We start from the raw sequence: 26,483 nt of genomic DNA, 5'->3' as shown, positions 1-26,483 counted from the left end.
GGCGGTCGATTTCTGCTCGACAGGGCTGCAACCCCTGTATGGATGGACAGTTACGCCTGGGCAGGAAAGTTCCGCTGTCCCGATAGTTGTCCCCGGCAGCCGTTGAAAGACCTGTGGATAACCTTGGGAAGAACTTCTCCAGCGCAGCGGCGGCGCGGCCCGTAGCGGGGCGCTCGAAAATCGTCCAGGCAGAATCCGGCGTTGCGCTTGCCCACAGAAAACAGGGAACAGCCTGTGGACAAGGTGGGCGCAAGTCGCGGCGCGCCAGCAGCCATGCGGCTTTCGCGCGGCTGTGCGGGTTTTATCCAGCCTGGCTGTTACGCAACGCAGCGGATGCAGGCTGTTATGCTCGACCGACCGACAAGAACGCGCACCGCACGATTCCCCGGCAAGCATCGGCGACGGCAGTGCCCAGCATGAGGATTTCAGTGATGACCACTCCCACTCTCTTCATTACCGGCGCCACTTCCGGTTTCGGCGAAGCCTGCGCGCGGCGTTTCGCCCGTGACGGCTGGTCGCTGGTGATCACCGGCCGCCGCGAGGAGCGCCTGAAGGCGCTGGCCGAGGAGCTGTCCTCAGAGACCGATGTACTGCCGCTGGTGCTCGACGTGCGCGACCGCGCGGCGATGACGGCCGCGGTGGACGGCCTGCCGGAGAAATTCGCCAAGCTGCGCGGCCTGATCAACAACGCCGGCCTCGCCCTGGGCGCGGACCCGGCGCAGGAGTGCGAGCTGGACGACTGGGACACCATGGTGGACACCAACATCAAGGGCCTGATGTACGCCACCCGCCTGCTGCTGCCGCGCCTGATCGCCCACGGCCCGGGCGCGAGCATCCTCAACCTGGGGTCGGTGGCCGGCCACTGGCCCTATCCGGGCGGCCACGTGTACGGCGCGACCAAGGCCTTCGTCCAGCAGTTCTCGCTGAACCTGCGCTGCGACCTGCAGGGCACCGGCGTGCGCGTCACCAACCTCGAGCCGGGCATGTGCGAGAGCGAGTTCTCCCTGGTGCGCTTCGGCGGCGACCAGGCGAAGTACGACAAGACTTACGCCGGCGCCGAGCCGATCCAGTCCGCGGACATTGCCGAGACCATCCACTGGATCCTCAACCAGCCGCCGCACATCAACATCAACACCCTGGAGCTCATGCCGGTGAGCCAGGCGTGGGCGGGGTTTGCGGTGCATCGCAAGGGGTGATGTCCGCCGGGTTGTCTGCTCTCGTAGGAGCGAGCTTGCTCGCGAACGGCCCCGCAGCGGGGGTTGTCGCGGGCATGGCCCGCTCCTACAGGGGGGCGGCTTTTGTGACTGTGGCGTAGGAGCGGACTCCGTCCGCGATAGGCCCGGATCGCGCCGGAAGCCATCGCGGACGAAGTCCGCTCCTACGTTTGTTCAGCCGGCCAGTAGCCGCGCAGGCCGCCGGCGGTCCGGGCTTGGTGTGCTGGCGGCGCTGATTCCGTGCCGGGTTGTCTGCTCTCGTAGGAGCGAGCTTGCTCGCGAACGGCCTCGCAGCGGGGGTTGTCGCGGGCATGGCCCGCTCCTACAGGGGGCGGCTTTTGTGACTGTGGCGTAGGAGCGGACTTTGTCCGCGATAGGCCCGCATCGCGCCGGAAGCCATCGCGGACGGAGTCCGCTCCTACGTTCGTTCAGCCGGCCAGCAGCCAGGCGCCGGCGCCCGCCGACGCCAGGCCGGCGAAGCGCACCAGCGGTGCAGCGGCCTGCGGCAGCAGACGAACGATTCCATAACCGGCGGCATGCAGGGCGGCGGTGGCGGCGACGAAGCCGGCGGCGTACAGCCACGGGCTGCTCAGGTCCGGCAGTTCCAGGCCGTGAGCTACGCCATGGGCGAAGGCGAACAGCGCCGTCGCGCCCATCGCCAGGGCCAGCGGCGGGCGCACCGCCAGTGCGACGCACAGGCCCAGCGCCAGGACGGAGGCGGCGATGCCGGTCTCCATAAACGGTACCTCCAACCCCTCGAAGCCCAGCAGGCCGCCGACCAGCATGGTCGCGACAAAGGTGCAGGGCAGCGCCAGGCGTGCCGCGCCTTTCTGCTGCGCGGCCCAGAGCCCGACGGCGAACATTGCCAGCAGGTGGTCGAGGCCGGTGATGGGGTGGGCGATGCCGGCGATCAGGCCGTGGTCGCCGTGGCCGGGATGGGCGAAGGCCACCGCCGGGGTGAGGAACAGCGCGATGCTGTAGAGGGCTTTGCGCAGTTGCATGGAAGACTCCCTGGTTCTTGTGATGGGGCGGCCGGCATCCGCGGCCGCGGAGAAGGCATCAGGCCGCGGTCAGCAGGCCCTGGCGTTCGATGAAGGCGATGATCTCGGCCAGGCCCTGGCCAGTCTTCTGGTTGCTGAACACGAACGGTTTGTCGCCGCGCATGCGCGTGGCGTCCTGGTCCATCACTTCCAGCGAGGCGCCCACCAGCGGGGCGAGGTCGATCTTGTTGATCACTAGCAGGTCGGACTTGCAGATGCCCGGCCCGCCCTTGCGCGGGATCTTGTCGCCGGCGGACACGTCGATCACGTAGAGGGTCAGGTCCGACAGCTCGGGGCTGAAGGTGGCCGAGAGGTTGTCGCCGCCGGATTCCACCAGGATCAGGTCGAGGCCGGGGAAGCGGCGGTTGAGCTGGTCCACGGCTTCGAGGTTGATCGAGGCGTCCTCGCGGATCGCCGTGTGCGGGCAGCCGCCGGTTTCCACGCCGATGATCCGCTCCGGCTCCAGCGCCTCGTTGCGCACCAGGAACTGCGCGTCCTCCTGGGTGTAGATGTCGTTGGTAACCACCGCGATGTTGTAGCGCTGGCGCAGGGCGCGGCACAGCGCCAGGGTCAGGGCGGTCTTGCCGGAGCCCACCGGGCCGCCGATGCCGACGCGAAGGGGTTGAGAGTTCATGGCAGTTCTCCTAGGAGCGGAACAGACGGCTGTATTGGGTTTCATGGTTCATGCAGGCGAGCGCGAGACCGAAGGGCGCGCCGCCGTGGGCGTCATTGCGCAGCGCAGCGCGGCAGGCGGCGTCGAGCTCGGGGAGCAGTTGCGAGGTGAGCTTCTGCGCGGCCAGTTGGCCCAGCGGCAGGGTCTTCATCAGCACCGCCAGCTGGTTCTCCAGCCAGCTCCACAGCCAGGCGCCCAGGGCCTGCTCCGGGGTCAACCGCCAGGCGCGGGCAGCCAGCGCCCAGGCGGCGGCGAACGACGGTTCGGCCTGTGCGGCGAGCCACTGGCGCGCGGGGGCGTCCAGCTCGGGCAAGGCGTCGAGCAACTGGCCGAGGGAGAAGCCCATCTGCCGGTTCTCCAGGCCCAGCTCGCGGGTCTCGCGGCTGGCGCGATGGCGTTCGGCGGCGTCGCCCAGGGCGCCCCAGTCGGCGGCGTCGGCTGCGCGCAGCAGTTCGGCCAGCAACGGGCCTTCGAAGCGCGCAAGGTTCAGCTGCAGCTGATCGACGAGCCAGGTGCGGGCGCTCTCGGCGTCCTTCACCTGGCCCAGGTCGATGGCGCTCTCCAGCCCTTGGGAGTAGCTGTAGCCGCCGATGGGCAACTGCGGGCTGGCCAGGCGCAGCAGCGACCAGAGACTCAAGACTTCGCTCATGACTACGGTCTTCCCCGGCGACTCGGAGCAGCCCCCTCTCCCTTCGGAGCGGGGCGCGCAGCCAGGGTGGGGGACAGGGTGTCGATCCCGCGCACGGTGTTCACAGACGCACCCCGAACTGGTGCAGCTTCGGCGCGTAATTGAACTGCTCTTCGCCGTGGTGCGAGTGGTGATGGCCGCCGCCGTAGGCGCCGTGCTCCGGCTGGAAGGGCGCTTCGATGGCCTCCACCGTGGCGCCGAGCTGGTCGAGCATCGCCTTGAGCACATAGTCGTCGAGCAGGCGCAGCCACCCCTCGCCGACCTGCAGGGCCACATGGCGATTGCCCAGGTGATAGGCCGCGCGGTTCAGCTCGCGGGCGTTGGCGCAGGTGACATGAAGAAGTTGTTCCGGCGCCGCGCAGACGCGCACCACGCGGCCGTCGTTGGCCAGCAGGCACTCGCCATCGACCAACGGCGACTGCCCGCGTTCGAGGAACAGGCCGACGTCTTCACCGCTGCGGGTGAAGCAGCGCAGGCGGCTCTTGCTGCGCGCCTCGTAATTCAGGTGCAGCTCGGCGTCCCAGTGTTCGCGGGGTTCGATTCGTTGGTGGATGACCAGCATGGCAGCGTCCGGCAGTAGCAATGGCACAGCTACAGCAAGGGGCTTGCCAGTGCGGGCCTTCGCCAGCGCTGGCGGGGGCTGGCGGGGTTGTCCAGGTGATCAGGAATGGTGCGGGCGCTCGACGATGGTGCGCACGAAAACGGTGCGCACCAAGGCGGGGCGCGTTTGAAGCGTAGGAGCGGACTTTGTCCGCGATTGGGTGGCTTGGCGCTGAGGGGGCGGTCTGAGCGGGGATCGGTCGCGGGCATGGCCCGCTCCTACAGGGATGCTCCAACGCTTCGTTCAAAGAAGGATGACACTACGGCATCAGCCGGCACGATCTGCCCCCTCTCCCCTTGGGAGAGGGCTGGGGTGAGGGAAGGCAAGGGCACAGACTCTCCTGAGACAGCGTAGGGCGCATAACGCCTGGGGCGTTATGCGCCCTACGTTGCCAGCTCCTGAACTTGCCCGCTGGGGGTGGTTCGCGAGCAAGCTCGCTCCTACAGGGAGTTGGCAGGGCGTGCGGCGCTTCAGGGGCGCGAGCCGATGCCGGTCCAGTGTTTGGCGCCGATCATGATGAAGCGCAGCTGCTGGGTGATCTTGGCCTGGGGCGAGAGGTGCGTCGGCAGGCTGTCGGCCGGCGGGTCGATCAGCTCGGGCAGGGTGGCGAACACCGTTTTCACCACCAGGTCGGCAATCACGTCGATGTCCTGGGCGGTGAGGTGCGGCAGCTTGTTGAGCAGCGCAAGGTCCGCGGCGAGGTCGTCGGTGATGCGCTGGCGCAGCGCGCCCACGGCCTGGCGGATGGGATGGGAGCCGCCGTACTGCTCGCGGGCGAGGAAGAGGAACTGGGTGCGGTTGGCGGTCACCGCGTCGAGGAAGATGCGCACCGAAGCCTCGATCACGCCGCCCAGCTCGAACTCGTTGTGACGCACCACGCGCAGGGTTTCGCGGAAGGTCTCGTCGACATCGGCGACCAGCGCCAGGCCCAGCGCGTCCATGTCGGCGAAGTGCCGGTAGAAGCCCGCCGGCACGATGCCCGCCGCTTTCGCCACCTCGCGCAGGCTCAGGCTGCCGAAGCCGCGGCCACTGTCCATCAGGCTGCGCGCGGCGTCCATGAGGGCCAGGCGGGTCTGTTGTTTCTGTTCGGCGCGGGGAGTGGACATACGGCAGGGGCTATCCAAGGCGAAGGCGCAGGCACTCTAGCAAATGCCGCCCGGCGCGGGGGAAGTTCCTGAGCTTTCCAGTGAACAGGTGTTGACTGAAAAGTCCTGCCCATGCGATTTTAAGTGAACACATGTTTACTGGTTGGTGTTAATCCATGTCCCTGCTGCCCTTCGCCGGCCTGCGCTTCGTCTCGCCGTTGCTGACCCCGTTGCGTGCCCTGGTGCGCAGCCAGTGGCTGCGCGAGGCGGACGTGGACGCCGTGCTGCGGGCCTGCAACCCAGGCTGGGCATTGCGGCGGGTGTTCGCTCGGGTCGAGGCGCGGCAGTGGGTGGCCGACGACATGCTCGAACTGCGCCTGCGCCCCAATGCGCACTGGCGCGGCGCCCGCCCGGGGCAGCACGTGCAGCTGTTCGTCGAGCGCGACGGGGTACGCCACAGCCGCAGCTACAGCCTGACCCGTATCGCCGACGATGGCTGCCTGGAGTTCGCCGTGAAGCGGCAGCCGGGCGGGCGGATCTCGTCCTTCCTGGCGCACCGGCTGTGTGTCGGCGATGTGCTGGAGCTGGGCGCGCCGGACGGCGAGCTGAGCTGGCCGGCGGACGACCAGGGCGTGTTGCTGCTGGCCGCCGGCAGCGGCCTGACGCCCTTGCTCGGCCTGCTGCGCGAGGCACTGGCGCGCGGCTACGGCGGCCCGGTGACGCTGCTGCATTACGTCCGCGAGCGTGGCCAGAAGGCCTTCGTCGACGGGCTTCAGGCGCTGGCGCGGCAGTATCCGAACCTCGAACTGCGCTGGGCGCTGAGCGGCGATGCTGCGCAGGACGGGGAGCTCGCCGGGCGCTTTTGCCCCGAGCATGTCGCCGACCTGGGCGGCCGCCACGTGCTGGCCTGCGGGCCCGGTGGTTTCGTCGCCAGCGTGCGCCAGGCGCTGGATGCAAGCTGCCGCAGCTTGCAGGTGGAAAGCTTCAGCCCGCCGGCCTGGGATGACAGCGAGCCGGCACGCTCCGTGAACCTGCGCTTCGCCCGCAGCGCATTGCAGGTGCAAGGGGACAGCCGCCGCAGCCTGCTGGAGCAGGCCGAAGCCCAGGGCCTGCGCCCGCTGCATGGCTGCCGACAGGGCGTCTGCACCCGCTGCACCTGCACGCTGGTCAGCGGTTGCGTGCGCGATCTGCGCAGCGGCGAGCTGTTCAGCGAACCCGGCCAACCGATCCGTCTGTGCGTCAGTGCGCCCCAGGGCGACCTGACCGTCGATCTCTGAATCAGGACCTCGTCATGCGCGAAGACCGCGACCTCAGCGCCGCCGAACTGGTGGCCTTCGGTGCCGAGCTGGATGCCCTGCGCCAGCGCACCCTGCACGACCTGGGCGAGCAGGACGCCCGCTACATACGGCGCATCCGCGCGGCGGTGCGCTGGTGCTGCTGGAGCGGCCGCGCGCTGCTGATGGCCGGCTGGTTCCCGCCGACCTGGCTGCTGGGCACCGTGCTGCTGGGGCTGGGCAAGATCCTGGAGAACATGGAGCTGGGCCATAACGTCATGCATGGCCAGTACGACTGGATGAACGATCCGGAATTCGCCGGCCGCAGCTACGAGTGGGACATCGTCGGTCCCTCGGACTTCTGGCGGCACACGCACAACCACGTGCACCACACCTACACCAATGTGCTGGGCATGGATGACGACGTCGGTTATGGCGTGGTGCGGCTGTTCCCCGAGCAGAAATGGAAGCCCTTCTACCGCTGGCAGCCGCTCTGGGTGACGATCCAGGCGCTGCTGTTCCAGTACGCGGTGGCGGTGCAGCACCTGCGCCTGGACCAGTACCTGAAGGGGCGGATGAGCAAGCAAGAGCTGCGCCCGCTGCTGCGCCAGTTCAACGCCAAGGTCGGGCGGCAGTGGGTGAAGGACTACCTGGCGTTCCCGCTGCTGGGCCTGTTCACCGGCGCGTTTGGGGCGGTGCTGCTGGGCAACGTCGTGGCCAACCTGATGCGCAACCTGTGGACCTTCACGGTGATCTTCTGCGGCCATTTCACCGAGAAGGCGGCGGTGTTCCCGCGCGAAGTGGTGCAGGGCGAGACGCGCGGCCACTGGTACCTGCGCCAGTTGCGCGGCTCGAGCAACCTGGAGGGCGGGCCGCTGTTCCACATCCTCACCGGCAACCTCAGCCACCAGATCGAGCACCACCTCTATCCGGACCTGCCGGCGCGCCGCTATGCGCAGCTCTCTAAAGAGGTGCGGGCCATCGCCGTGCGCTACGGCCAGACCTACAACAGCGGCCGGCTGTCGGTGCAGTTCGCCACGGTGCTCAAGCGCATCTGGGTATATCGCCGGCCGACGGTGCCCGCCGCCGTGTGAGGCTGGTTCAGGCGCGGCGGGTCATCGGCGAGGCGATCTCTTCGCGCAGGGCGCGCAACTCGGCGGCGTCCTGGTTGAGGTGGTGGATGGCCTTGAGCAGCTTCTGTCGGAGCAGGTCGTCCTGGACCTGTTCGACCGCCCGCATGACCTCCAGCGCCGTGGCTTCGTTGTTGGCGGCGACGGCGTCGAGGGTTTTTCGCAGGCTGCGGGTTGCGTGATTCACGGTGTGTTCTCCTGAAAACTGCACGCACCCTACGACCTGAGTATTTCCAATAAATTTCAACAAGTTGCTTTCCGATCGACGGTCATGGTGTCGCACCGGTGGCACCGCGATTCAGGAAAGCATGCACAGCGCCAGCAGCGGCACCAGGTTGAGCAGGAGGACGCCGATCTTGTAGACCGCCATGCCGCCGTAATGGATGGCGTCGAAGGTCGCCACCGGCACGGCGAACCAGCGCGCGTGGAGGCGGTAGAGCGCGTCGTGGGCGACGCTGAAGGCGGCGAACCAGATCACCAGGATGGCGTAGTTGACCAGGGTGCAGTAGAGCAGGAAGGGTTTGAGTTCGACGAAGGGCATGATGTTTCTCCGGCCACCGGCTGTTGGGGGTGACGTCATTGAGCGTTGCACCACTTTTGCCGGCGGGCGCGCGTCCGATGGTCGCGACGCTGGCGGACGGCCATAATGCCAAGTGGGTCAAGGCATTGTGATCTTTGCCCCGCCGACGCTGTCCGATGTGCGGGCGGCCTCCGCTGCCGCCACACTCCCATCCCTTCTTACCTGCCGGACTCGCCATGTTCAGCCCGCTCGTCACGTTCCCCGCGCTCTATACCGCCACGCTGCTGATGCTCGCCGGCTCCGGCCTGTTCACCACCTACATGGGCCTGCGCCTGACCCAGGAAGGCGTCAGCGACCTCTGGGTCGGCGGCCTGATGGCGGCGTATTACTTCGGCCTGGTCTGCGGCGGCAAAGTCGGCCACAAGCTGATCGCCGGCTTCGGCCACATCCGTTCCTACGTGGCCTGCGCCGGCATGGCGACGGTGATCGTGCTGATCCATGCGCTGGTGTCGCAGCTGGAGGTGTGGATCGTGCTGCGCTTCGTCATGGGCGCGGTGATGATGAACCAGTACATGGTCATCGAGAGCTGGCTCAACGAGCAGGCCGAAGGTCACCAGCGCGGCAAGGTGTTCGCCGGTTACATGGTGGCGGTCGACGCCGGCCTGGTGGTCGGCCAGGGCCTGCTGGCGCTGAGCCCGGCGCTGGACTACAAGCCGCTGCTGCTGGTCGCCATCTGCTTCTCCTCGTGCCTGATCCCGCTGGCGCTGACCCGCCGCGTGCACCCGGCCAAGCTGGTGGCGGCGCCGCTGGAGATCGGCTTCTTCTGGAAGCGCGTGCCGCAGTCGCTGGGCACCATCTTCGTCGCCGGCCTGATGGTCGGCGCCTTCTATGGCCTGGCGCCGGTATACGCCGCGCGCAATGGCCTGGACACGGCGCAGTCGAGCTTCTTCGTCGGCATGTGCATCGTCGCCGGCTTCTGCGCCCAGTGGCCGCTGGGCTGGCTGTCGGACCGGGTGAACCGCAGCTGGCTGATCCGCGCCAACGCCTTGCTGCTGTGCCTGGCCGCCGTGCCGATGTGGGGATTGATCGAGCTGCCCTACACCCTGCTGCTGGTGAACGGGTTCGTCACCGGCATGCTGCTGTTCACCCTCTATCCGCTGGCCGTGGCGCTGGGCAACGACCACGTCGAGCAGTCCCGCCGCGTGGCGCTGTCGGCCATGCTGCTGACCACCTATGGCGTCGGTGCCTGCATCGGCCCGCTGTTCGCCGGTGCGATGATGCGCCACTTCGGGCCGGGCATGTTCTACATGCTGGTCTCGGCCTATGCGCTGGTGCTGATCTTCTGGGTGCAGCCCAAGCGCGTCACCGGCGCGCACCGCGTGGACGAGGCGCCGCTGCATCACGTGGCCATGCCCGACACCGTCAGCCCGATGGCCGCCGCACTGGACCCGCGCGTCGACGAAGTCCCGGAGGAACTGGTGGTGGACGCGCCGCCGAGCATCGGTCGTTCCGATGGCGCGCCCGATGCCGGGGAGCCCAAGGGCTGAGCCCATTCCCGTCGCGCAGAAATGAGAAAGCCCGGCAGATGCCGGGCTTTTCTTTCGCCGTTCAGGCGTATTTCGTCAGGATCAGGAAACACGCTTGAGGTGGGCGTCGTACACGGTGTCACCACCGGACTCGGCGACCATGTTGCTGTGCAGGCGGTCGATGGTGCGCTCGGAGCCGTTCTCGGCGACGCGGACGTCATCCATTTGCTGATGCAGACGGTCGATGGTGCGCTCGGAACCGTTGTCGGCGACTCGGGCGCCTTCCATTTGCTGGTGCAGGCGGTCGATGGTGCGCTCGGAGCCGTTGTCGGCAACGCGGGCTTCGTCCATTTGCTTGTGCAGGCGATCGATGGTGCGTTCGGAGCCGTTGTCGGCCACGCGGCCTTCGCTCATTTGCTGGTGCAGGCGATCGATGGTGCGCTCGGTGCCGTTGGCAGCGACGCGGGCCTGGGCGCTCTGCTGCTGCAGTTGCTCGCTGCTGCGCGGGCCGTTGTTGAGGATGGCCGGAGCGGCGAACACGGCGCTGGCGGTCATCAGGGAAGTCAGTGCAAGGCTGAGGGCGATCTTGGTTTTCATGTTCAGTGGCTCCGAAAGGGGGGCGGTATGTTTTGGCTACGGGGTTATTTTCCCTTCGGATAAATCGATTTAAAAACGATACCGCGTGATACAGAGCATCAGTGATGTCGATTATTTAGCCGGCTAATTTCAACTATCGCCGTGAATGATGGAACGACGAAAACCGCTCTAGGGCGGCGTATTCACGGGGGTTTTGGGAAGTTTCAGGCAAGACGCCGTTACAAAGCTCGGCTGGCCTGTCGACGAGAGTGGGGCTACGCGGAAATCCAGGGATAAGAAAGCCCGGCGGGGCCGGGCTTTTCTCTCACCTTGCGGTGTACTGCCGGGAGCGTTACGCCTTCAGGTGGGCATCGAAGACGGTATCGCCACCCGATTCGGCGACCATGTTGCTGTGCAGTTGATCGACAGTGTGCTCGGAGCCGTTTTCGGCAACGCTCATTTCGCTGTGCAGGCGGTCGACAGTCTGGCTGGAGCCATTCTCGGCCACGCCCAGTTGCTTGTGCAGGCGGTCAACCGACTGGCTGGAGCCGTTTTCGGCAACGCTCATTTCGCGGTGCAGGCGGTCGATGGATTGGCTGGAACCGTTCTCGGCCACGCCCAGTTGCTTGTGCAGGCGGTCAACTGACTGGCTGGAGCCGTTTTCGGCAACGCTCATTTCGCGGTGCAGGCGGTCGATGGATTGGCTGGAACCGTTCTCGGCGACGCCCAGTTGGTGGTGCAGGCGGTCGACGGTCTGGCTGGAGCCATTCTCGGCCACGTTCATTTTCTGAATCAGGCGATCGACCGATTGGCTGGAACCGTTTTCGGCGACACGGGCCTTGGCGGCGTCCAGTTGTTTCTGGCGTTGATCCAGGGTGCGTTCGGCGCCGTCCTGAACCAGGACCTGGGTCTGGCTGGCGTTGATGACCGGGGATTCCTGCTGGGAGCCGGCGAAAGCGGCATTGGCAGCAAGTACGGAAAGGGCAAAGCCAAGTACGAGGGTGCGTTTCATGATGCGGCTCCAGAAAGAGTGGGGAGTTCGTTGGACACGGGCTCAGTATCTGTTCTGGATTATCGATTGGAAAACGACTCCGCAAGATAGTCGCTATCGACGCCGATGATTGTTGAATTATCCTTTTAAAATCAAATACTTGATTTTAAAAATTGACTTCTATCAACGTCCTCGATGGGCGTTATCGGCGTAATTGCTAGTATCAGAAAAATAGATATATTTGCAGGTCGGCCTGGCCGCGCAGGCTCTGCGACGAGGGTTCTGGCGAGGGCGGGGGTAAAAAAGACGACGCCCGACCGGAGGCCCGGGCGTCGTTGAGGGAAGTCAGGTGGGTTACTTCAGGTCTTGCAGCAGGTCGGCCATGTCGTCGGCGTGCTCTTCTTCCTGGGCGAGGATCTCCTCGAACAGGCGGCGCGTGGTCGGGTCGTCATCGCCCAGGTAGACCACGATCTCGCGGTAGCTGTCGATGGCGATGCGTTCGGCGACCAGGTTTTCGGTGATCATCTCGCGTAGGTTGGCGCCAGCCACGTATTCGGCGTGGGAGCGCTCGGTCAGCCCGTTGGGGTTGAAGTCCGGCTCGCCGCCCAGCTGCATGATGCGCTCGGCCAACTGGTCGGCGTGCTGCAGTTCCTGGCCGGCGTGCTCGAGGAATTCGGCGGCGGCCACGCTGGCCTTCAGGCCGGTGGCCATGAAGTAGTGGCGCTTGTAGCGCAGGTAGCACACCAGTTCGGTGGCCAGCGACTCGTTGAGCAGGCGCAGCACGGTTTCGCGGTCGGCATGGTAGCCCTCGGTCACCGCGCCTTCCTCGATGTTCTGGCGCGCCCGCTGGCGCAGGGTCTGGACGTCGGTCAGTTGTGCCTGGTTCATCAGATATCTCCTTATCGGCGGCCTTGTGCCGGGCCGGCGCTACGGTGGCGCGCGGCACGGTTCGGTTCACAAGGGTGTGAGTGGCGAGGCGGCGGAAAAGTTTGGTTTTTTTGTGCGGCCGGTGCTTGTGCGAAACGTCCTGAAAGCAGGCGAGGCGGATTGCGGGAGCCAATGCCTCGCTATGCTGGTCCAAGACGACAGGCCAAGGGAGAATGCCGGCCCGGCATGCTCAGGCGGCCGACGCTTACCGGCAGCCGCGTGGGGACGTGGCTGCTTCCACCGACGCGGCCAGCAGGGAGTTCAGGTATGACGCGCGGGAAAAGAATCTGCCTCTGGAGCTTCATCGGTTTCCTCGCGGTGATCGCCGCGCTAGTGGTGTTCATCGCCACGTTCGACTGGAACCGGCTGAAGCCCACCATCAACGACAAAGTCTCGGCCGAGCTGGGGCGGCCCTTCGCCATTAACGGCGACCTGCAGGTGTTCTGGCGCACGGAGCCCGAAGAGGGCGGCTGGCGCGGCTACGTGCCGTGGCCGCACTTCAGCGCCGCCGATATCACCCTGGCCAACCCGGCCTGGGCCGCCGGCAAGACGCGCTCGGCGAACTTTGCCAGCCTGGAGAAAGTCGAGTTCCGCCTCGCCCCGCTACCGCTGCTGTGGCAGACGGTGAAGATCCCGCAGATCGTCCTGACCCGCCCCAGTGCGGACCTGCTGCGCCTGGCCGATGGTCGCGCAACCTGGACCTTCGAGCTGCCGAAGAAGGATGAAGACCCCAACGCGCCGGCCGAGCAGTCCTCCTGGACGCTCGACATCGGCGAGATCGGCTTCGACAAGGGCAGCGTGACCCTCGATGACCAGCACCTGAAGACCCGCCTCGAACTGCTGGTGGATCCGCTGGGCAAGCCGGTGCCGTTCGGTCAACTGGCGGGCAAGGCACTGGCGGGCGGCGACAAGGCCGCGACCCAGGACTACGTGTTCGGCTGGAAACTCAAGGGCCAGTACAAGGGCCTGCCGCTTGCCGGCGCGGGCAAGGTCGGTGGCATGCTGGCCCTGCAGGACGCCACCAAGCCCTTCCCGGTACAGGCTGACGTGTCCGCCGGCAGCACCCGCGCCAGCATCGTCGGTACGCTGACCGACCCGCTGAACCTGGGCGCGCTGGACCTGCGCCTGAAACTGGCTGGCAGCAGCATGGCCAACCTCTTCCCGCTCACCGGCGTCACCCTGCCCGACACGCCGGCCTACGAAACCGACGGGCGCCTCAAGGCCGAGCTGCACGACTCCGCCGGCGCACGCTTCCACTATGAAAACTTCAACGGCAAGGTCGGCGACAGCGACCTGCATGGCGATCTCGTCTTCGTCAACCGCCAGCCGCGGCCCAAGCTCTCCGGCAAGCTGCGCTCGGAGCAACTGCGCATGGCTGACCTGGGCCCGCTGATTGGCGCCGATTCCAACCAGGAAAAACAGGCGCGCGGCCAGAGCACCCGCCAGCCGGCGGACAAGGTGCTGCCTGTGGAGGAATTCCGCACCGACCGCTGGCGCGCCATGGATGCCGACGTCGAGTTCACCGGCAAGCGCATCGTGCACAGCGACAAGCTGCCGATCAGCGACCTCTATACCCACCTGGTGCTCAACGACGGCCTGCTGACCCTGGAACCACTGCGCTTCGGCGTGGCGGGCGGCTCGCTGGATTCGCACATCCGCCTGGACGGCGGCAAGACCCCGCTGCAGAGCAGGGTCCAGCTGCAGGCGCGCAACTTCAAGCTCAAGGAGCTGTTCCCCAGCTTCGCGCCGATGCAGTCCAGCTTCGGCGAGCTGAATGGCGACGCGGCGCTGAGCGGCACCGGCAACTCGGTGGCGACCCTCCTCGCCGGCGCCAACGGCGAGATGAAGCTGCTGATCAACGATGGGCGCATCAGCCGCAGCCTGATGGAGATCGCCGGGCTCAACGTCGGCAACTACGTGGTGAACAAGCTGTTCGGCGATGACGAGGTGAAGATCAACTGCGCCGCCGCCGATGTCGGCATCACCAATGGCCTGGCCACGCCGCGGGTGTTCGCCTTCGATACCGAGAACGCGATCATCACCGTGGACGGCACGGCCAATTTCGCCACCGAGCAGCTGGACCTGGACATCACCCCGCAGAGCAAGGGGGTGCGCATCTTCTCCCTGCGTTCGCCGCTGTACGTGCAGGGCACCTTCAAGAATCCCAAGGCCGGTGTGCAGGTGGTACCGCTGGCGGCGCGTGGCGCGGGGATGGTCGCCCTGGGCGTGGCGGTGGCCCCGGCGGCGGCGCTGCTGGCGCTGATCGCGCCCAGCAAGCAGGACGACAACCAGTGCGCCGCGCTGCTGCAACAGATGAAGCAGCCGCCCAAGGCGCCGGCACCGGCGAAGCGGAAATAGGCCTTTCCTGTAGGAGCGGACTCCGTCCGCGATGCTTTTGATTTCGGTGTTCTGCGCCGCTTCGGCGTGCTCTGGGACTTCTTGTTTCGCCCCCTCGGGCGACCTTCTTTGGCAAACGCCCCAAAGAAGGCAAAGGTCTTGCCCCGGACATCCGGTTTTTCGCTTAGGCGAAAAGTTCCCTCGTTGAAGCGAAGTTTCAGGGGCACGCTGCGAAGGGCCATCCATGGCCCATCGCAGCTCTCGCGACATCCATGTCGCTTAACCCCTGAAACTTCGCTTCAACAAGGCCTGCTGAACGGGGCATTCGGCGCATGCGGACATTTCTCTGGAAGTCTCCAGAAGCCAAAGCCAAATCCGGACCTGTGGAGTGAGCTCTTCTTAGAGCGAGCTTGTTCGCGAACGGCATGGCACCGTTCCTACCTGAAATATCGTGCCGGGCCTGCCCTCTCCCCAGTCCTATACGGTCCCTCTCCCTTCGGAGCGGGGCGCGCAGCAGCGAGAGCGAGATCGCTCGCACGGGGTATCCGAAAAGACAGTTGCTCCTACGCCACCGGCAAACTCCGTGCTGGGTGTAGGAGCGGGCCATGCCCGCGATCGCGCGCGTGGCGCGCTCCTACAGGCAGCGACGACTTAATAGATGGGGACGTAGAGATCGGTCTCCGACGCCGGGTCCTGTGGGCCCAGGAAGCGCTCGGTGTAGCGCTCCAGGTCCACGCCTTTCTTCGGCTCCAGGCCATGGCGGGCGAGCAGGCTGGAATAGATGGCCTGGAAGCTGTCGGCGATGGCATCGACCGGGCCGATGTGGGTGAACACCGCATACTTCTGCGCTGGCACCGTGAAGCGCACCATGCCCTCGGGTACGGCCGCGCCGGCGTCCACCGGTAGGCCGGCGATGTAATGGAACTCGCCGCCCGGCAACTGGGTGCAGACGCCATAGGCGGTCTTGTCCGTGGCGCTGGCCACGACGTCCTCCTCCCGTGGCAGGAAGCGCTGCCACAGCTGGCCGATGCTGTCGCCCGGCGCGCTGCCGCGGTATTCCATGCCCACCACCTCGAAGGCGGGTAGTTCGATGATGCGGTATTTCATGCTCGGCTCCTGTCGTGGCTGCACCGATGATAGACGGCCGCCGCGTGGCGCGACCATCCCGCACGCCGGAGGGCGCCGCAGCGCCCAATGAAAAGGCCCCCGCCACAGGGCGAGGGCCTTGTCGTACCGCCCGCAGGGCCGTCAGGGCTGGTAGTCGCGCTCGTGCCGGTCCAGTTCGGAACAGGTCAGAAAGCCCGAGCCATCGACCCGGCCGCTGCCGTCGAAGCTCACGTAGAACGGCTGTTGCTGGCCGTCCTTGCTGAGGATGTAGCTGTTGCAGCTGCCCGGCTTCATCAGGCGCTTCTGCGTCGAGGACGGCGTGCCGCCAATCTTCAGGACTTCTTCCTGGCTCATCCCCTTCTCGACATTGCGCACCAGCGGCTGGTCGCGGAAGGTGATGTAGTTGACCGGGTTCTGCACCTTGGTGGACGCGCAGCCCGCCACCGAGGCCAGTACCATCAGCGCCAGCAGTGATCGCTTGTACATGGTGTTCTCCTTGGTTGAGCAACTCACTCGCTCAACTTGGAGCCTAGGTCATGTTCGGGCGTTCAAGAAATCTGCGCGGCCAGGGTTTACTGGGATTGCTTCAGGGCATCGTCCAGGCGCTGCTGGTTCTGCACGTTGGCCGCATCGACCTGCTGCTTGAGCTGCTGCATCTGCTGCTGGGCCTGTTGCGCCTGCTGGGCCTGCAGGTTGGCGGTGGTGGCCGCGGTGGCGGCGGTTTCGCCCAGGCCGCAGGCGGACAGGGCGGCGGACAGGAGCAGCAGGCTGGTGAACTGGACGAGGCGCATGGCGGACTCCGGGCGCGAGGGGCATTACCGCCACACTAGCCCATGGCGGCATCGCCGTCAGTGCGCGACCGCTCAGCCGTAGCGCTTCATCGCCTCGATGGCCAGGCCGTTGCCGATCCCGCCAAAGCGGTCCCCATCGATGTGGCGTGCGTTGGGCAGCATCGCCGCCACGCTCTGGCGCAGCGCCGGCACGCCGGAGGAGCCGCCGGTGAAGAACACCGTGTCGACCCGCGCCGGGTCCACGTCGGCGCAATTGAGCAGCTCGCTGATGCTGCCGCGCACGCGCTCCAGCAGCGGGGCGATGGCGGCCTCGAACAGCTCGCGGCTCAGCTCGGCGACCAGACCGGCTTCGATGCGCGCCAGGTCGATGTCGCGCCGCTGGGCGTCGGACAGTTCGATCTTGCTCGCTTCCACCTGCATGGCCAGCCAGTGGCCGGCGCGCTGCTCGATGAGCTTGAACAGGCGGTCGATGCCGGTGGCGTCGACGATGTCATAGCGCATGTTCTGCAGCGCCAGCTGGGACTTCTGGGCGTACACCGCGTTGATGGTGTGCCAGGTGGCGAGGTTGAGGTGGTAGCTGGTGGGCATGAAGGCATCGCTCTTCATCCGGCTGCCGTAGCCGAACAGCGGCATCACGCCCTGGATGCTCAGTTGCTTGTCGAAGTCGGTGCCGCCGATGTGCACGCCGCCGGTGGCGAGGATGTCGCCCTGGCGGTCGGCGACGTCGCGGCGCTCCGGCGACAGGCGCACCAGCGAGAAGTCCGAGGTACCGCCGCCGATGTCGACGATCAGCACGAGTTCTTCGCGCTCGATGCTGCGCTCGTAGTCGAAGGCCGCCGCCAGCGGTTCGTACTGGAAGGAGACGTCCTTGAAACCGAGCTTGTGCGCCACCGCCACCAGCGTGTCCTGGGCGTCCTGGTCGGCCTTGGGATCGTCGTCGACGAAGAACACCGGCCGGCCCAGCACCACGGACTCGAACTCGCGCCCGGCGACGTTTTCCGCACGCTTCTTCAGCTCACCGATGAACAGCCCCAGCAGGTCCTTGAACGGCATGGCGCTGCCCAGCACGGTGGTCTCGCTTTTCAGCAGCGAGGAGCCCAGCAGGCTTTTCAGCGAGCGCATCAGGCGGCCTTCGTAGCCTTCCAGGTATTCGTGCAGGGCCAGGCGGCCATAGACCGGACGGCGTTCCTCGACGTTGAAGAAGATCACCGAGGGCAGGGTGATCTTGTCGTCTTCCAGGGCGATCAGCGGCTCGCTGTCCGGACGCCACCAGCCGACGGTGGAGTTGGAGGTGCCGAAGTCGATACCCAGGGCGCGGGAAGCGGTGGTCGGGAACATGGTGCGCGGTGTCCGGAGAAAAAACGGCCGCGCAGTGTACGCCAGCGCCGTAGGAAATGCAGGGGCGCTCGAGCTTTCCTGACGAGCCGCGTGACATTGCCGCGGGGACGCACCGGCGTGCGGAAACCTCGACCGACCCTGGTTATCCGTCGGGAAGCGATGGTGGCAAAGAGGGCTTGGGGAGTAGCTTGTAGTTTTGCTACATTGTGTTCCTGTAGTTTTCCTACAAGAGTTTTCCACTATCTGATTTCCGTTCTCCCACCCCGTATTCGCAGTTGGATCCCACCATGCACAGAGCCTCCTTTCACGAATTGCGCAAGGATTTCCGCGCCTTACTGAATTCTTCCACCTGCTACCACACCGCTTCGGTGTTCGATCCGATGTCGGCGCGCATCGCCGCGGATCTGGGGTTCGAGGTGGGCATCCTGGGCGGTTCTGTAGCTTCACTACAAGTTCTGGCGGCGCCTGACTTCGCCCTGATCACCCTCAGCGAATTCGTCGAGCAGGCCACCCGCATCGGCCGCGTCGCCCGCCTGCCGGTCATCGCCGATGCCGACCACGGCTACGGCAATGCGCTCAACACCATGCGCACCATCGTCGAGCTGGAACGCGCCGGCGTCGCCGCGCTGACCATCGAGGACACCCTGCTGCCGGCGCAGTTCGGCCGCAAGTCCACCGACCTGATCCCGGTCGAGGAAGGCGTCGGCAAGATCCGCGCGGCGCTGGAAGCGCGCATCGACCCGGAAATGGCGATCATTGCCCGCACCAACGCCGAAGTGCTGGAAGTGGACGACGTGATCCGCCGCACCCTGGCTTACCAGGCTGCCGGCGCCGATGGCATCTGCATGGTCGGCATCCGCGATTTCGACCATCTGGAAGTCATCTCCCGCCACCTGTCCGTGCCGCTGATGCTGGTGTCCTACGGCAACCCCGAGCTGCGCGACGATGCGCGCCTGGCGGAGCTTGGCGTGCGCATCGTGGTCGATGGCCATGCGGCCTACTTCGCCGCCATCAAGGCGACCTACGATTGCCTGCGCGAGCAGCGCGGCGTGCACGCCTCCGACCTGACCGCCTCTGAACTGGCGAAGAAGTACACGCTGCCCGAGGAGTACCAGATCTGGGCGCGCGAATACATGGAAGTGAAGGAGTAACGCAGCGTTTTCTTCGCCCCCAGGCATCAGCCCTGGGGCAGGTGGGCAGTGAGGTACTCGATCTGCGCGTTGAACGGGTAGAGCAAGGTGCCATCCGCTGTCTGCGCCTTGCGCAGGTAGCGCCAGTGCAGTTGCAGCTTGTCCCGCTCGGGGCTGTCCGGCAGGGCCTCCAGGCGCGCCTGGACCTCCTCCTGCAGTTCGGCGATGCGCCGGCCATCGGCCGCGGTCAGCTCGCCCAGCAGCTTGCGGTTGGCGCCGCGGGCTTCCAGCAGGGCCAGTTCGCGTACCTCGTCCAGCAACGTCGGCGCCTGCGTCGCACCGGGAGCCGGTTGCAGGAAGCTGTCGAACAGTTCGGCCACCTGCCGGGTCTGCTGCAGGGCCTGGCGCAGGTCGACGCCGCGCTTGGTGTACGCGTCGTGCACCTTCTCCAGCGTCTGCTGGTGCAGTTGCCAGATGTCCTTCAGGGTGGCGGCCTGCTTCTGCCCGTCCAGTTTCTTCTCGAACACCGCGCCGAGGCTGTTCAGCCGCGTGAGGAAGCGTTCATCCCCGGTGGCGGCGTACAACAGCAGGTAGCGTTCGATGTCCTGGAGCAGTGGGTCGGTGCGGAGGTTGGTCGGGCCCTTGGCGGGGGCGGCCGCCAGCGTGCCGGACAGCAGCAGGCCGGCGAGCAGCGCGGGGACGAGTCGCATCGGAAAATCCTTAAGAAGACGATCTGGCCGCCATTTTCGTGATCCGCTTCAGGATTGAATGTCAGATAAGTCCGATAGTCCTGGCGTCGAATGCCGCTTTTGTCTCATGACGACCGCCCCTTGCAATTGCGCCCGGCGCCCTTCATATCTGTATAAATACTGATCAATCATCGGAGGTCGCCATGGCCAGTGGCTGGGCAAACGACGGCGCGGTTCAGGAGCAGATCGACAGCACCATCGAGGACGCCATCGCACGGGCGCGCAACCAATTACCCAAGGGCGAGAGCCTGACCCATTGCGAAGAGTGCGACGCGCCGATTCCCGAGGCGCGGCGCAAGGCCATTCCGGGCGTGCGTCTGTGCGTGAACTGCCAGGCCGAACACGACAAGGAGCAGGCGAACTACGCCGGCTACAACCGGCGCGGCAGCAAGGACAGCCAGCTGCGCTGAGGTTTGCTGCGTGACAGGAAGGCGGCGCCGTGGGGCGCCGTTTTTGCGTCTGCCTTTTGTAGGAGCGAGCTTGCTCGCGAACCGACTGAGTCCGAATGCCTGTCAGGGTTCGCGAGCAAGCTCGCTCCTACAGGGATAGGGGCGCGCTGCGGCTAGGCCGGCAGCAGCGGCACCAGCACGCTGAAGGTGATGATGCCGTCGGCCTGCTCCACGTCGATGCGTCCGCCGTGCGCGCTGACGATGGCCTGGGAAATGTACAGGCCGATGCCCAGCCCGCTCTTGTTGCGGCCATGGCCGCCGGCGTCCTGCTTGAAGGGCTCGAACAGGTTGGCCAGGCGCGCGTCGTCCAGCGCTTCGGCCTCGTTGAGAATGCTCAGCCGCGCCAGATCACCCTGCCGGCACAGCTCCACCAGGACCGGCCGGCCCGGGCGGCCGTGGTGACGGGCGTTGCTCAGCAGGTTGGCGACCACCTGCAGGTAGCGATCCGGATCGACCTGGGCTTGCACGCCGCCCTCGATGGCGGTCTCGATGGATAGCCCCGGATAGGCCACGTCGGTTTCCTGGACGATGTCGCGCACCAGCCGCGAGAGGTCGGCGGCCACCGGTTTCACCGTCATTCCCGCGCCACTTTGCAGACGGCTCATCTCCAGGATCTGGCTGATCAGCCGTTCCATGCGACTGCTGGAGTAGGTGATGTGCTGGCGCAGCTCGGCGTTGCGCACGTCGCTGGAGGAGAGCATCGCCGCCGCCATGGAGATCGATTGCAGCGGGTTGCGCAGGTCGTGGCCGAGCACCGCGATCAGGCGCTGGCGCATGCGGTCGATCTCCCCGGCGCGGTTGAGGCACAGCTCCACCAGCTCGGTCCGCAGCTTCTCGGCAATGCTCTGGTCGATGGCCGTCCAGGGCATGGAGCGTCCGCGCACCACTTCCTCCCAGGCCTCGAACGAGCCGCGCGGTGTCAGGCGCGGGCCGGAAGGGCCGGTCTGGACGATCTTCTCCGGCTTGCCACCCCAGCGGATGCGGTGCACCTGCTCCAGGCGCAGCCAGACGATCCAGCCGGACTCCTGGCGATGGAAGCGGATCGCCATGACCCCGCAGTAGCGCGGGTCCAGGTGGTCGTCGCTCAGCGCCAGCCGGTGGTCGCTGTGGAACAGGTCCAGCTGATCGTCCTGTTGCAGCTGGGCGACGATGGACACGGCCAGGTCGTCGAAGTCGCCGCCGATGCTGCTGGCGCGCCCGCCGAGCATCACCACCGCGCCGTCACACGGCAGCAGGTCGGCGACGCTGGCGTCGGCGCGGGAGAGGGCGCTGAGCAGGTCGTCGGAGTCGCGGGCGCGGCGCAGCAACGCCTGCTGGCGCTCGGAGGCCTGGCGCAGCAGTTCGCTGATGCGGCTCTGCTCCAGGCGCTCGACCAGCGCGCTGCACACCTGGGAGAACACCTGGAAGGACATGCGGATCGGGTAGGGCACCACCTTCGGGCTCATGTGGTGGCAGGAGAACAGCCCCCAGAGACGCCCGCCGACCACGATGGAAATGCTCATGGAGGCGCGCACGCCCATGTTGGCCAGGTACTCGCAGTGGATCGGCGACACGCTGCGCAGGGTGCTGAAGCTGAGGTCGAACGGCCGGCCGCTGCGCGGGTTCAGCGTGGGGTGCACGGCCACCGGCTGGTAGGCCGCATCGCCGATCAGCCGCACCGGGTTCTGCAGGTACAGGCGGCGCGCCTGGGCGGGAATGTCCGAGGCCGGGTAGCGTTGGCCGAGGTAGCTTTCCAGGTCTTCGCGGCGCGACTCGGCCACCACCTCGCCGGAATCGTCCTCGTTGAAGCGGTAGGCCATCACCCGGTCGTAGCCGGTCATGCGCCGCACTTCCTCGGTGACGCTGACCAGCAGGCTCTCCACGTCGTTGCGCAGTTGCAACTGGCCGACCAGGCGCTGGGCATTGAGGGCGAAGGTGGTGAAGGAGGCGCTGCCGGCGGCGCGCCGCTCGAACTCCAGGTAGCGCACGCCGTCGTGGCTATGGCCGATCACGTCGAAGAAGCGCCGGTTGATCCGTGCCTCCACGCTGTTGACCCAGGGGCCGTCTTCGCGCAGGCCTTCGGCGAGCATCGCCAGCACGCCGGGGCCGACGTCGGCTTCGGCCAGCGGCTCGCCCAGCGCGGGAGCGATGCCCAGCAGGGTGCCGAGGTTGTCGCTGCAGCCGAGCACGCGGCCCTGGTCGTCCACGGCGATCAGCGCGCCGTGGGGCTGGATGGCGCCCGGCAGGTGGATGGGTTCGTCCTCGCAGTTGGCGAGGGTGACCGGCTGTTCGCTCATGCCGGCTCCGCCGGCGCGGCGTCCAGCACCCAGTCGCGGAAGGAGGCAAAGGCGCGCACCGCGGCCGCCTGGGCGAGCGCGATGTCCGCATCCGAGGTGACGTGTTCGGCCAGCAGGCGCTGGAAGGCGCTCCAGCGCTCCCCGGTGTGTTCGCCGTAGCCCTGCAGCCAGCGCAACGGCAACGGTTCGAGCGAGGCCTTGAGGCGCTTGTAGAGCACGCGCCCGCCGAGGGTGGCGCCCTCGGCGACGTAGGCGATGCCGAAGGCTTCGGCGAGGCTGTTCGCGGCGGGCGCTGCGGGGCAGTCCGGCAGCGCGTTGGTGGCCCGGGACCCGGCGTGCAGGTCCTCCAGCAGCCACTGGCACTTGCCGCGGCGCGAGCGGGCATCGTCGACGTCCGGCCAGAGCGGCCAGAGGGACTGCTCCAGCGGACGCATCCAGCCCAGCACGCGTTCGGCGTGGTCGAGGTAGTCGGCGTGGGTCAGCGCCCTGCTCAGAGGGGAGCGGCGGTCGAGGTCGGCATGCAGGGCCTGGGTGGCGGCACGCAGTGCGGCCAGCGCGGGCGAGAGGCCCGGGCGTTCGTTCGGTTGCGAAGTCATCGCCGTCATTGCGGGTCCACCTTTCGTCGAGGTGCAGAGCATAGCAGCAAGGCTTGTACGACCGTGCGATATCGGGAAAAGTTGATCGAATTGTCAGGCTTTCGGGGCGTCGGGCGGGGGTTCCTTGTATAGCGGGCCATGTCCGCTATCTGTCGGTAGGGCCGGCGTTTCTGGCGTTGCAGATAGGTTGCGTTGGCCTGGGCGTTCCAGCGTGGCTTCGGCGCGCGCGCGGGCTCAGTGTTTCGCCCCCTCGGGCGAGTCACTTCTTCCAAACGCCGAAGAAGTAACCAAGAAGGCTTGCCCCGGACATCCGGTTTTTCGCCTAGGCGAAAAATTCCCTCGTTGAATGGAAGTTTCAGGGGCACGCCACGACGGGCCATCCCTGGCCCATCGTGGCTTTCGCGACATCCATGTCGCTCAACCCCTGAAAATCCCATTCAACGCGGCCTCCTGAACGGGGCGTTCGGCGCGTGCGGATGTTTCCCTGGAAGCCTCGTCAAAGCCAAAGGCGGGGATGGGGTCTTTGTAGGAGCGAGCTTGCTCGCGAACCGCCCAACGCCAGCGTCTCCTTGTGGTACGGGCGGGGCCGTCTGGCCCATGGCGCGCTCGCACGGGAATCGTCCGCAGAAAAAAGCCGCCGCAGTTGCCTGCGGCGGCCCGGGTTCACGGCAGGGTCAGAAGTTGACCTTCAGCCCCAGCGTTACCGCCTGGTCGCGGTAGCCGTTGTCGCCGTACTGCTTGCCCACTTCACCCCAGACATTGACCCGGCTGTTCACCTTGCTGGTGGCACCGAGCTTCACTTCGAAGATGTCGCTCGCGCCGTCCATTTCGAACGAGGTGCTGCCCATCTTCGCGCCGAAGTCCTTGGAGTTGTGGATCCAGTTGGTCTCCAGGTAGGGCTCGACCCCATAGGTGTTGGCGAAGCCGCCTTCCTGGTTGCTGCGCACGGCGGCGCGGGCGCCCAGGCGGGTCATGAGGTTGCCGTCGCCCTTGCCGGTGACCTTGGTGCCGTTGGCCTCGCGGTGGCTGTCGGCCTTCACGCCCATGTACACCACCTGCGCCTGCGGCTGCACGTAGTAGCTGGCGCTGTCGGTCCTGGCCACTTCGAAGGTCTTGCCGGCTTCGATGGAGGCGGTGATGCCCTTGGCGTCGTATTTTTCCTTGGCCAGCTGCTCGCCGCGTACCTCGGCGTCGAAGTCGTTCCACAACACCCAGCTGTCGACGTAGGCGCCGTTCTCGTCGTCCTTGTTCTCGTACCAGGTGCCATAGACGCCCAGGCTGTAGCCATCGATCTCGCCGCGCGAGCGGTAGCCGGTGATGCGCGACTTCGTGGTCGAGTTGCCGTTGGCGTAGCCGGCCATCACGCCGACGACCCAGTCGCCGTTGTCGGTCTGCTTGCGGTACAGGTCGCTGCCCAGTTGCAGCACGTAGCGGTTGGACTCGGTCTTCAACTGCCCGGTGCTGTCTTCCCAGCGGCTGGAGCCGTCGACGTTGCGCATCCAGAGCATCGAGGTGACCTGCTTGCCGGTGTCCGGATCGACATAGGTCAGGTTGCCGGTGCGGTCATGCAGGCGATGCAGGAACATCGTGTTGGCCGCCGCGAGGTTGGCGGTGTAGCTGCCGCCTTCGGGCTGGCGCACACGGTCCTTGTCGCTGGGGGTCGGCTTCTCCGGGACCGGGTCGGTGGGGCCTGGATCGACCGGGCCGGGCTCTTCGGGGCCGGGGTCGACAGGGCCGGGATCCTCCGGACCCGGATCGACAGGGCCCGGGTCTTCGGGGCCTGGGTCGACAGGGCCGGGATCTTCGGGACCCGGATCGACAGGACCCGGATCTTCGGGGCCTGGATCGACCGGGCCCGGATCTTCAGGACCCGGATCTACCGGATCGGGGTCTTCCGGCTCCGGTTCGGTGGGCTTGTACGAGGTCAGGTACCAGTTGCTGTCCGCGCCGGTTGAGCCGACGAAGCTGCCGCCACGGCGGAGCATGTACTCGTAACCACCTTCGGTCACCCGGCTGGAGGTGAACTCACCGGCGGAGGTGCCGCCGACGGTGATCATCTCGATGCCTTCCAGGGTCAGTGCGCCGGGCCCGCCGGTGTTGTTGACGGTGACCAGCGTCTCGCCCGAGGTGCTGCCGGTGACGGCCAGCTTGTCGGTCTCGGAGTTGTCGTCGCCCAGGTAGGTGTTCATCACCAGATGGCCGCCGCCAGTGAAGTCGCCATCCACTGTCAGGGTCTTGTAGACGTAGTCGCCGTGTTCGTCGTGGCGGTCGTAGATCAGTCGCGCGCCATCGGTGAGCGAGAGGTTGGAGAGGTTGGAGTTGCCGGTCATCACCCATTGGCTGGTGGCCCCGTCCATGGCCAGGTCGATCACCCCGTCGGTGGCGGTGCTGGTGGTGCCGTTGAGGTAGGAGCCGGCGGCCATTTTCAGGTCGATGACGCCAGTCTTGTCGGCATACAGCGCCATGCCCTTGCGATTCTGCGCGTCCTGCCCGGCGCTGCTGTCCAGGTAGTACACGGAGGCGGCTTCTGAGCGTACCAGCGAGTCTGCGCCGGAGGCATAGATCGCCCGAGTGCCGTCGGCCACTGTGATGCGGGTGTCGCCGCCCAGATAGACCTGACCGCCGCGATCGCCATTCTTGTCGGCTGCCGTCTGCGCATAGATGCCGTAAGCGTTGGTCTTTTCGGTAGTAATGCTGGTATCGCCGAGACGGATGACCCCGCCACGGTTGGCGTACACGGCGTGAGCCGCGTTGCCTTTGGAGACGATCATGCTGCCGTCGCCAAGGATAACTTCGGCATCTCCCGAATAGGTATTGGCGTAAAGCGAGCGGTTGCCTGCATAGACCGCGTATCCCGTGCCATCCAGCGAATTGCCGCCGGCGCCGTTGGTGGTGATCTGCGCGCCTGCGCCGAGTTCGATGAGGTTCTTGCCGCCGTGTTTCGACGTATTGGCACGCACGCCCATGCCCGATCCCTCGGCGGTAATGCTGGCGCCGTCGCCGACGCGGACCTCGGAGTTGAGCGAGTTCTCGGTCACGTTGATGCCATCGGCTGAACTGCCCTTGGTGACAATGTGCAGCTTCTCGATGATGATCTTGCTGCCACCATTGTTTGCCTGGATGGCGTCCGACTTGCTGGAGGCCGTGGTGATCGAAACGTCCTTGAGCGTGTACTTCGAACTGTTGCCGTAGATGCCGAAGCCGGTCGGGGTGAAAGACTGATCTTCGCCCGTGGTATCGATCACCACCTTCTCGAATGCCGACGGATCACTGGGGGCCCAGTAGAGGCTGGTCGTGCAGTTGAGAGTCGTGCCGTCGACTGAGCAACTGCCCATTGCCTGGGCGCTGCCAGCATGGGCGAGCATGGCGCTGGCCAAAGCGATATGAGCTGCCAGCAGAGTCTTCTTGAAGCGCATTGCAAACCTCCTTGCACCCGTCGCCGGTGGGCGAAGCGGGGCGGATGTC

The 26,483-nt window shown here is 66.3% G+C and carries 25 protein-coding genes; 7 read left to right on the top strand and 18 right to left on the bottom strand.

Annotated features, from left to right (window positions below; all coding sequences use genetic code 11):
• Positions 1 to 431: 431 nt before the first annotated feature.
• The gene (locus tag N0B71_RS05005; RefSeq protein WP_259757607.1) at positions 432 to 1,196 is read left to right on the top strand and encodes an SDR family oxidoreductase; all 765 of its coding nucleotides are present in this window, start codon (positions 432 to 434) and stop codon (positions 1,194 to 1,196) included.
• Positions 1,197 to 1,642: 446 nt separating this feature from the next.
• On the opposite strand, the gene N0B71_RS05000 is transcribed toward N0B71_RS05005, so the two are convergent.
• The 5 genes from N0B71_RS05000 to N0B71_RS04980 form a co-directional block, all read right to left on the bottom strand.
• A complete protein-coding gene (locus tag N0B71_RS05000; protein ID WP_259757606.1) occupies positions 1,643 to 2,215 on the bottom strand; it encodes a HupE/UreJ family protein in 573 nt (190 codons plus the stop codon).
• 58 nt (positions 2,216 to 2,273) lie between these two features.
• Entirely contained in the window at positions 2,274 to 2,888 is a 615-nt protein-coding gene (gene ureG / locus N0B71_RS04995) for an urease accessory protein UreG (RefSeq protein WP_017518232.1), read from the bottom strand.
• Positions 2,889 to 2,898: 10 nt separating this feature from the next.
• Positions 2,899 to 3,576, bottom strand: coding sequence for an urease accessory protein UreF (locus N0B71_RS04990; RefSeq protein WP_259757604.1), 678 nt, complete (start codon positions 3,574 to 3,576; stop codon positions 2,899 to 2,901).
• A gap of 100 nt (positions 3,577 to 3,676) precedes the next feature.
• The gene (gene ureE / locus N0B71_RS04985; RefSeq protein ID WP_259757603.1) at positions 3,677 to 4,177 is read right to left on the bottom strand and encodes an urease accessory protein UreE; all 501 of its coding nucleotides are present in this window, start codon (positions 4,175 to 4,177) and stop codon (positions 3,677 to 3,679) included.
• Between the two features lie 509 nt (positions 4,178 to 4,686).
• Positions 4,687 to 5,322, bottom strand: a complete 636-nt coding sequence (locus N0B71_RS04980) for a TetR family transcriptional regulator (protein WP_259757601.1) — start codon at positions 5,320 to 5,322, stop codon at positions 4,687 to 4,689.
• Positions 5,323 to 5,477: 155 nt separating this feature from the next.
• Between N0B71_RS04980 and N0B71_RS04975 the strand changes: the two genes are divergently transcribed.
• Complete coding sequence (locus tag N0B71_RS04975; RefSeq protein ID WP_259757600.1) at positions 5,478 to 6,578, top strand: ferredoxin reductase; 1,101 nt, start codon at positions 5,478 to 5,480, stop codon at positions 6,576 to 6,578.
• A gap of 14 nt (positions 6,579 to 6,592) precedes the next feature.
• On the top strand, positions 6,593 to 7,669 hold the full coding sequence (locus N0B71_RS04970; RefSeq protein ID WP_259757599.1) for a fatty acid desaturase family protein: 1,077 nt from the start codon (positions 6,593 to 6,595) through the stop codon (positions 7,667 to 7,669).
• A 7-nt stretch (positions 7,670 to 7,676) separates the two neighbouring features.
• Here N0B71_RS04970 and N0B71_RS04965 read toward each other — a convergent pair whose 3' ends face one another.
• Both N0B71_RS04965 and N0B71_RS04960 read right to left on the bottom strand, forming a co-directional pair.
• The gene (locus tag N0B71_RS04965) at positions 7,677 to 7,892 is read right to left on the bottom strand and encodes a hypothetical protein (protein ID WP_259757598.1); all 216 of its coding nucleotides are present in this window, start codon (positions 7,890 to 7,892) and stop codon (positions 7,677 to 7,679) included.
• A gap of 111 nt (positions 7,893 to 8,003) precedes the next feature.
• The gene (locus tag N0B71_RS04960) at positions 8,004 to 8,246 is read right to left on the bottom strand and encodes a DUF6868 family protein (protein ID WP_259757596.1); all 243 of its coding nucleotides are present in this window, start codon (positions 8,244 to 8,246) and stop codon (positions 8,004 to 8,006) included.
• Positions 8,247 to 8,461: 215 nt separating this feature from the next.
• Here N0B71_RS04960 and N0B71_RS04955 point away from each other — a divergent pair, with 215 nt between their 5' ends.
• A complete protein-coding gene (locus tag N0B71_RS04955; protein WP_259757595.1) occupies positions 8,462 to 9,772 on the top strand; it encodes an MFS transporter in 1,311 nt (436 codons plus the stop codon).
• An 81-nt stretch (positions 9,773 to 9,853) separates the two neighbouring features.
• Here N0B71_RS04955 and N0B71_RS04950 read toward each other — a convergent pair whose 3' ends face one another.
• From N0B71_RS04950 to N0B71_RS04940, 3 genes are all read right to left on the bottom strand, one after another.
• Complete coding sequence (locus N0B71_RS04950; RefSeq protein ID WP_259757594.1) at positions 9,854 to 10,348, bottom strand: phage infection protein; 495 nt, start codon at positions 10,346 to 10,348, stop codon at positions 9,854 to 9,856.
• 331 nt (positions 10,349 to 10,679) lie between these two features.
• Positions 10,680 to 11,339: a hypothetical protein gene (locus N0B71_RS28220; protein ID WP_442964648.1), complete on the bottom strand. Its 660-nt coding sequence runs from the start codon at positions 11,337 to 11,339 to the stop codon at positions 10,680 to 10,682.
• Between the two features lie 333 nt (positions 11,340 to 11,672).
• On the bottom strand, positions 11,673 to 12,206 hold the full coding sequence (locus tag N0B71_RS04940; RefSeq protein WP_259757593.1) for a ferritin-like domain-containing protein: 534 nt from the start codon (positions 12,204 to 12,206) through the stop codon (positions 11,673 to 11,675).
• 306 nt (positions 12,207 to 12,512) lie between these two features.
• Here N0B71_RS04940 and N0B71_RS04935 point away from each other — a divergent pair, with 306 nt between their 5' ends.
• Positions 12,513 to 14,603: an AsmA family protein gene (locus N0B71_RS04935; protein WP_259757592.1), complete on the top strand. Its 2,091-nt coding sequence runs from the start codon at positions 12,513 to 12,515 to the stop codon at positions 14,601 to 14,603.
• Between the two features lie 630 nt (positions 14,604 to 15,233).
• Here the strand turns inward: N0B71_RS04935 and N0B71_RS04930 are convergent.
• The 4 genes from N0B71_RS04930 to N0B71_RS04915 all read right to left on the bottom strand — a co-directional run bounded on the left by N0B71_RS04930 (position 15,234) and on the right by N0B71_RS04915 (position 17,818).
• Positions 15,234 to 15,689: a GyrI-like domain-containing protein gene (locus N0B71_RS04930; protein ID WP_311197206.1), complete on the bottom strand. Its 456-nt coding sequence runs from the start codon at positions 15,687 to 15,689 to the stop codon at positions 15,234 to 15,236.
• Between the two features lie 141 nt (positions 15,690 to 15,830).
• Positions 15,831 to 16,175 carry an osmotically-inducible lipoprotein OsmE gene (gene osmE / locus N0B71_RS04925; RefSeq protein WP_259757591.1) on the bottom strand — a complete coding sequence of 115 codons (345 nt, stop codon included), beginning with the start codon at positions 16,173 to 16,175 and terminating at the stop codon, positions 15,831 to 15,833.
• Positions 16,176 to 16,261: 86 nt separating this feature from the next.
• Positions 16,262 to 16,480 (bottom strand): hypothetical protein, encoded by a 219-nt coding sequence (locus tag N0B71_RS04920; RefSeq protein ID WP_259757590.1) that lies wholly within the window; start codon positions 16,478 to 16,480, stop codon positions 16,262 to 16,264.
• A gap of 72 nt (positions 16,481 to 16,552) precedes the next feature.
• Positions 16,553 to 17,818, bottom strand: coding sequence for an Hsp70 family protein (locus N0B71_RS04915; protein ID WP_259757589.1), 1,266 nt, complete (start codon positions 17,816 to 17,818; stop codon positions 16,553 to 16,555).
• Positions 17,819 to 18,105: 287 nt separating this feature from the next.
• On the opposite strand from N0B71_RS04915, the gene N0B71_RS04910 reads away from it, so the two are divergent.
• Positions 18,106 to 18,969 carry an isocitrate lyase/PEP mutase family protein gene (locus N0B71_RS04910; RefSeq protein ID WP_259757587.1) on the top strand — a complete coding sequence of 288 codons (864 nt, stop codon included), beginning with the start codon at positions 18,106 to 18,108 and terminating at the stop codon, positions 18,967 to 18,969.
• Between the two features lie 26 nt (positions 18,970 to 18,995).
• On the opposite strand, the gene N0B71_RS04905 is transcribed toward N0B71_RS04910, so the two are convergent.
• A complete protein-coding gene (locus N0B71_RS04905; protein ID WP_259757586.1) occupies positions 18,996 to 19,658 on the bottom strand; it encodes a hypothetical protein in 663 nt (220 codons plus the stop codon).
• Positions 19,659 to 19,840: 182 nt separating this feature from the next.
• On the opposite strand from N0B71_RS04905, the gene N0B71_RS04900 reads away from it, so the two are divergent.
• Positions 19,841 to 20,107 (top strand): DksA/TraR family C4-type zinc finger protein, encoded by a 267-nt coding sequence (locus N0B71_RS04900; protein WP_259757584.1) that lies wholly within the window; start codon positions 19,841 to 19,843, stop codon positions 20,105 to 20,107.
• Positions 20,108 to 20,259: 152 nt separating this feature from the next.
• Here N0B71_RS04900 and N0B71_RS04895 read toward each other — a convergent pair whose 3' ends face one another.
• The 3 genes from N0B71_RS04895 to N0B71_RS04885 form a co-directional block, all read right to left on the bottom strand.
• Positions 20,260 to 22,422: a GAF domain-containing protein gene (locus N0B71_RS04895; protein WP_259757582.1), complete on the bottom strand. Its 2,163-nt coding sequence runs from the start codon at positions 22,420 to 22,422 to the stop codon at positions 20,260 to 20,262.
• Positions 22,419 to 23,018, bottom strand: coding sequence for a biliverdin-producing heme oxygenase (locus N0B71_RS04890; protein WP_259759476.1), 600 nt, complete (start codon positions 23,016 to 23,018; stop codon positions 22,419 to 22,421). Before N0B71_RS04890 ends, N0B71_RS04895 begins: the two co-directional genes overlap by 4 nt.
• 674 nt (positions 23,019 to 23,692) lie before the next feature.
• A complete protein-coding gene (locus tag N0B71_RS04885; RefSeq protein ID WP_259757581.1) occupies positions 23,693 to 26,434 on the bottom strand; it encodes an autotransporter outer membrane beta-barrel domain-containing protein in 2,742 nt (913 codons plus the stop codon).
• Positions 26,435 to 26,483: the final 49 nt, after the last annotated feature.

Source organism: Pseudomonas sp. GCEP-101 (assembly GCF_025133575.1).
Classification (GTDB): Bacteria; Pseudomonadota; Gammaproteobacteria; order Pseudomonadales; family Pseudomonadaceae; genus Pseudomonas; species Pseudomonas nitroreducens_B.
The sequence above is the reverse complement of the archived record's forward strand: the minus strand, read 5'-3'. Positions and strand labels throughout refer to the sequence as shown.

Coding starts and splice junctions, on each gene's coding strand:
- N0B71_RS04975 (WP_259757600.1), top strand. CDS start 5,478: ATGTCCCTGCTGCCCTTCGCCGGCCTGCGCTTCGTCTCGCCGTTGCTG.
- N0B71_RS04900 (WP_259757584.1), top strand. CDS start 19,841: ATGGCCAGTGGCTGGGCAAACGACGGCGCGGTTCAGGAGCAGATCGAC.
- N0B71_RS04960 (WP_259757596.1), bottom strand. CDS start 8,246: ATGCCCTTCGTCGAACTCAAACCCTTCCTGCTCTACTGCACCCTGGTC.
- N0B71_RS05000 (WP_259757606.1), bottom strand. CDS start 2,215: ATGCAACTGCGCAAAGCCCTCTACAGCATCGCGCTGTTCCTCACCCCG.
- N0B71_RS04915 (WP_259757589.1), bottom strand. CDS start 17,818: ATGTTCCCGACCACCGCTTCCCGCGCCCTGGGTATCGACTTCGGCACC.
- N0B71_RS28220 (WP_442964648.1), bottom strand. CDS start 11,339: ATGAAACGCACCCTCGTACTTGGCTTTGCCCTTTCCGTACTTGCTGCC.
- ureE (WP_259757603.1), bottom strand. CDS start 4,177: ATGCTGGTCATCCACCAACGAATCGAACCCCGCGAACACTGGGACGCC.
- N0B71_RS04955 (WP_259757595.1), top strand. CDS start 8,462: ATGTTCAGCCCGCTCGTCACGTTCCCCGCGCTCTATACCGCCACGCTG.
- N0B71_RS04950 (WP_259757594.1), bottom strand. CDS start 10,348: ATGAAAACCAAGATCGCCCTCAGCCTTGCACTGACTTCCCTGATGACC.
- N0B71_RS04910 (WP_259757587.1), top strand. CDS start 18,106: ATGCACAGAGCCTCCTTTCACGAATTGCGCAAGGATTTCCGCGCCTTA.
- N0B71_RS04920 (WP_259757590.1), bottom strand. CDS start 16,480: ATGCGCCTCGTCCAGTTCACCAGCCTGCTGCTCCTGTCCGCCGCCCTG.
- N0B71_RS04930 (WP_311197206.1), bottom strand. CDS start 15,689: ATGAAATACCGCATCATCGAACTACCCGCCTTCGAGGTGGTGGGCATG.
- N0B71_RS04970 (WP_259757599.1), top strand. CDS start 6,593: ATGCGCGAAGACCGCGACCTCAGCGCCGCCGAACTGGTGGCCTTCGGT.
- N0B71_RS04990 (WP_259757604.1), bottom strand. CDS start 3,576: ATGAGCGAAGTCTTGAGTCTCTGGTCGCTGCTGCGCCTGGCCAGCCCG.
- osmE (WP_259757591.1), bottom strand. CDS start 16,175: ATGTACAAGCGATCACTGCTGGCGCTGATGGTACTGGCCTCGGTGGCG.
- N0B71_RS04935 (WP_259757592.1), top strand. CDS start 12,513: ATGACGCGCGGGAAAAGAATCTGCCTCTGGAGCTTCATCGGTTTCCTC.
- N0B71_RS05005 (WP_259757607.1), top strand. CDS start 432: ATGACCACTCCCACTCTCTTCATTACCGGCGCCACTTCCGGTTTCGGC.
- N0B71_RS04905 (WP_259757586.1), bottom strand. CDS start 19,658: ATGCGACTCGTCCCCGCGCTGCTCGCCGGCCTGCTGCTGTCCGGCACG.
- N0B71_RS04980 (WP_259757601.1), bottom strand. CDS start 5,322: ATGTCCACTCCCCGCGCCGAACAGAAACAACAGACCCGCCTGGCCCTC.
- N0B71_RS04885 (WP_259757581.1), bottom strand. CDS start 26,434: ATGCGCTTCAAGAAGACTCTGCTGGCAGCTCATATCGCTTTGGCCAGC.
- N0B71_RS04890 (WP_259759476.1), bottom strand. CDS start 23,018: ATGACTTCGCAACCGAACGAACGCCCGGGCCTCTCGCCCGCGCTGGCC.
- ureG (WP_017518232.1), bottom strand. CDS start 2,888: ATGAACTCTCAACCCCTTCGCGTCGGCATCGGCGGCCCGGTGGGCTCC.
- N0B71_RS04940 (WP_259757593.1), bottom strand. CDS start 12,206: ATGAACCAGGCACAACTGACCGACGTCCAGACCCTGCGCCAGCGGGCG.
- N0B71_RS04895 (WP_259757582.1), bottom strand. CDS start 22,422: ATGAGCGAACAGCCGGTCACCCTCGCCAACTGCGAGGACGAACCCATC.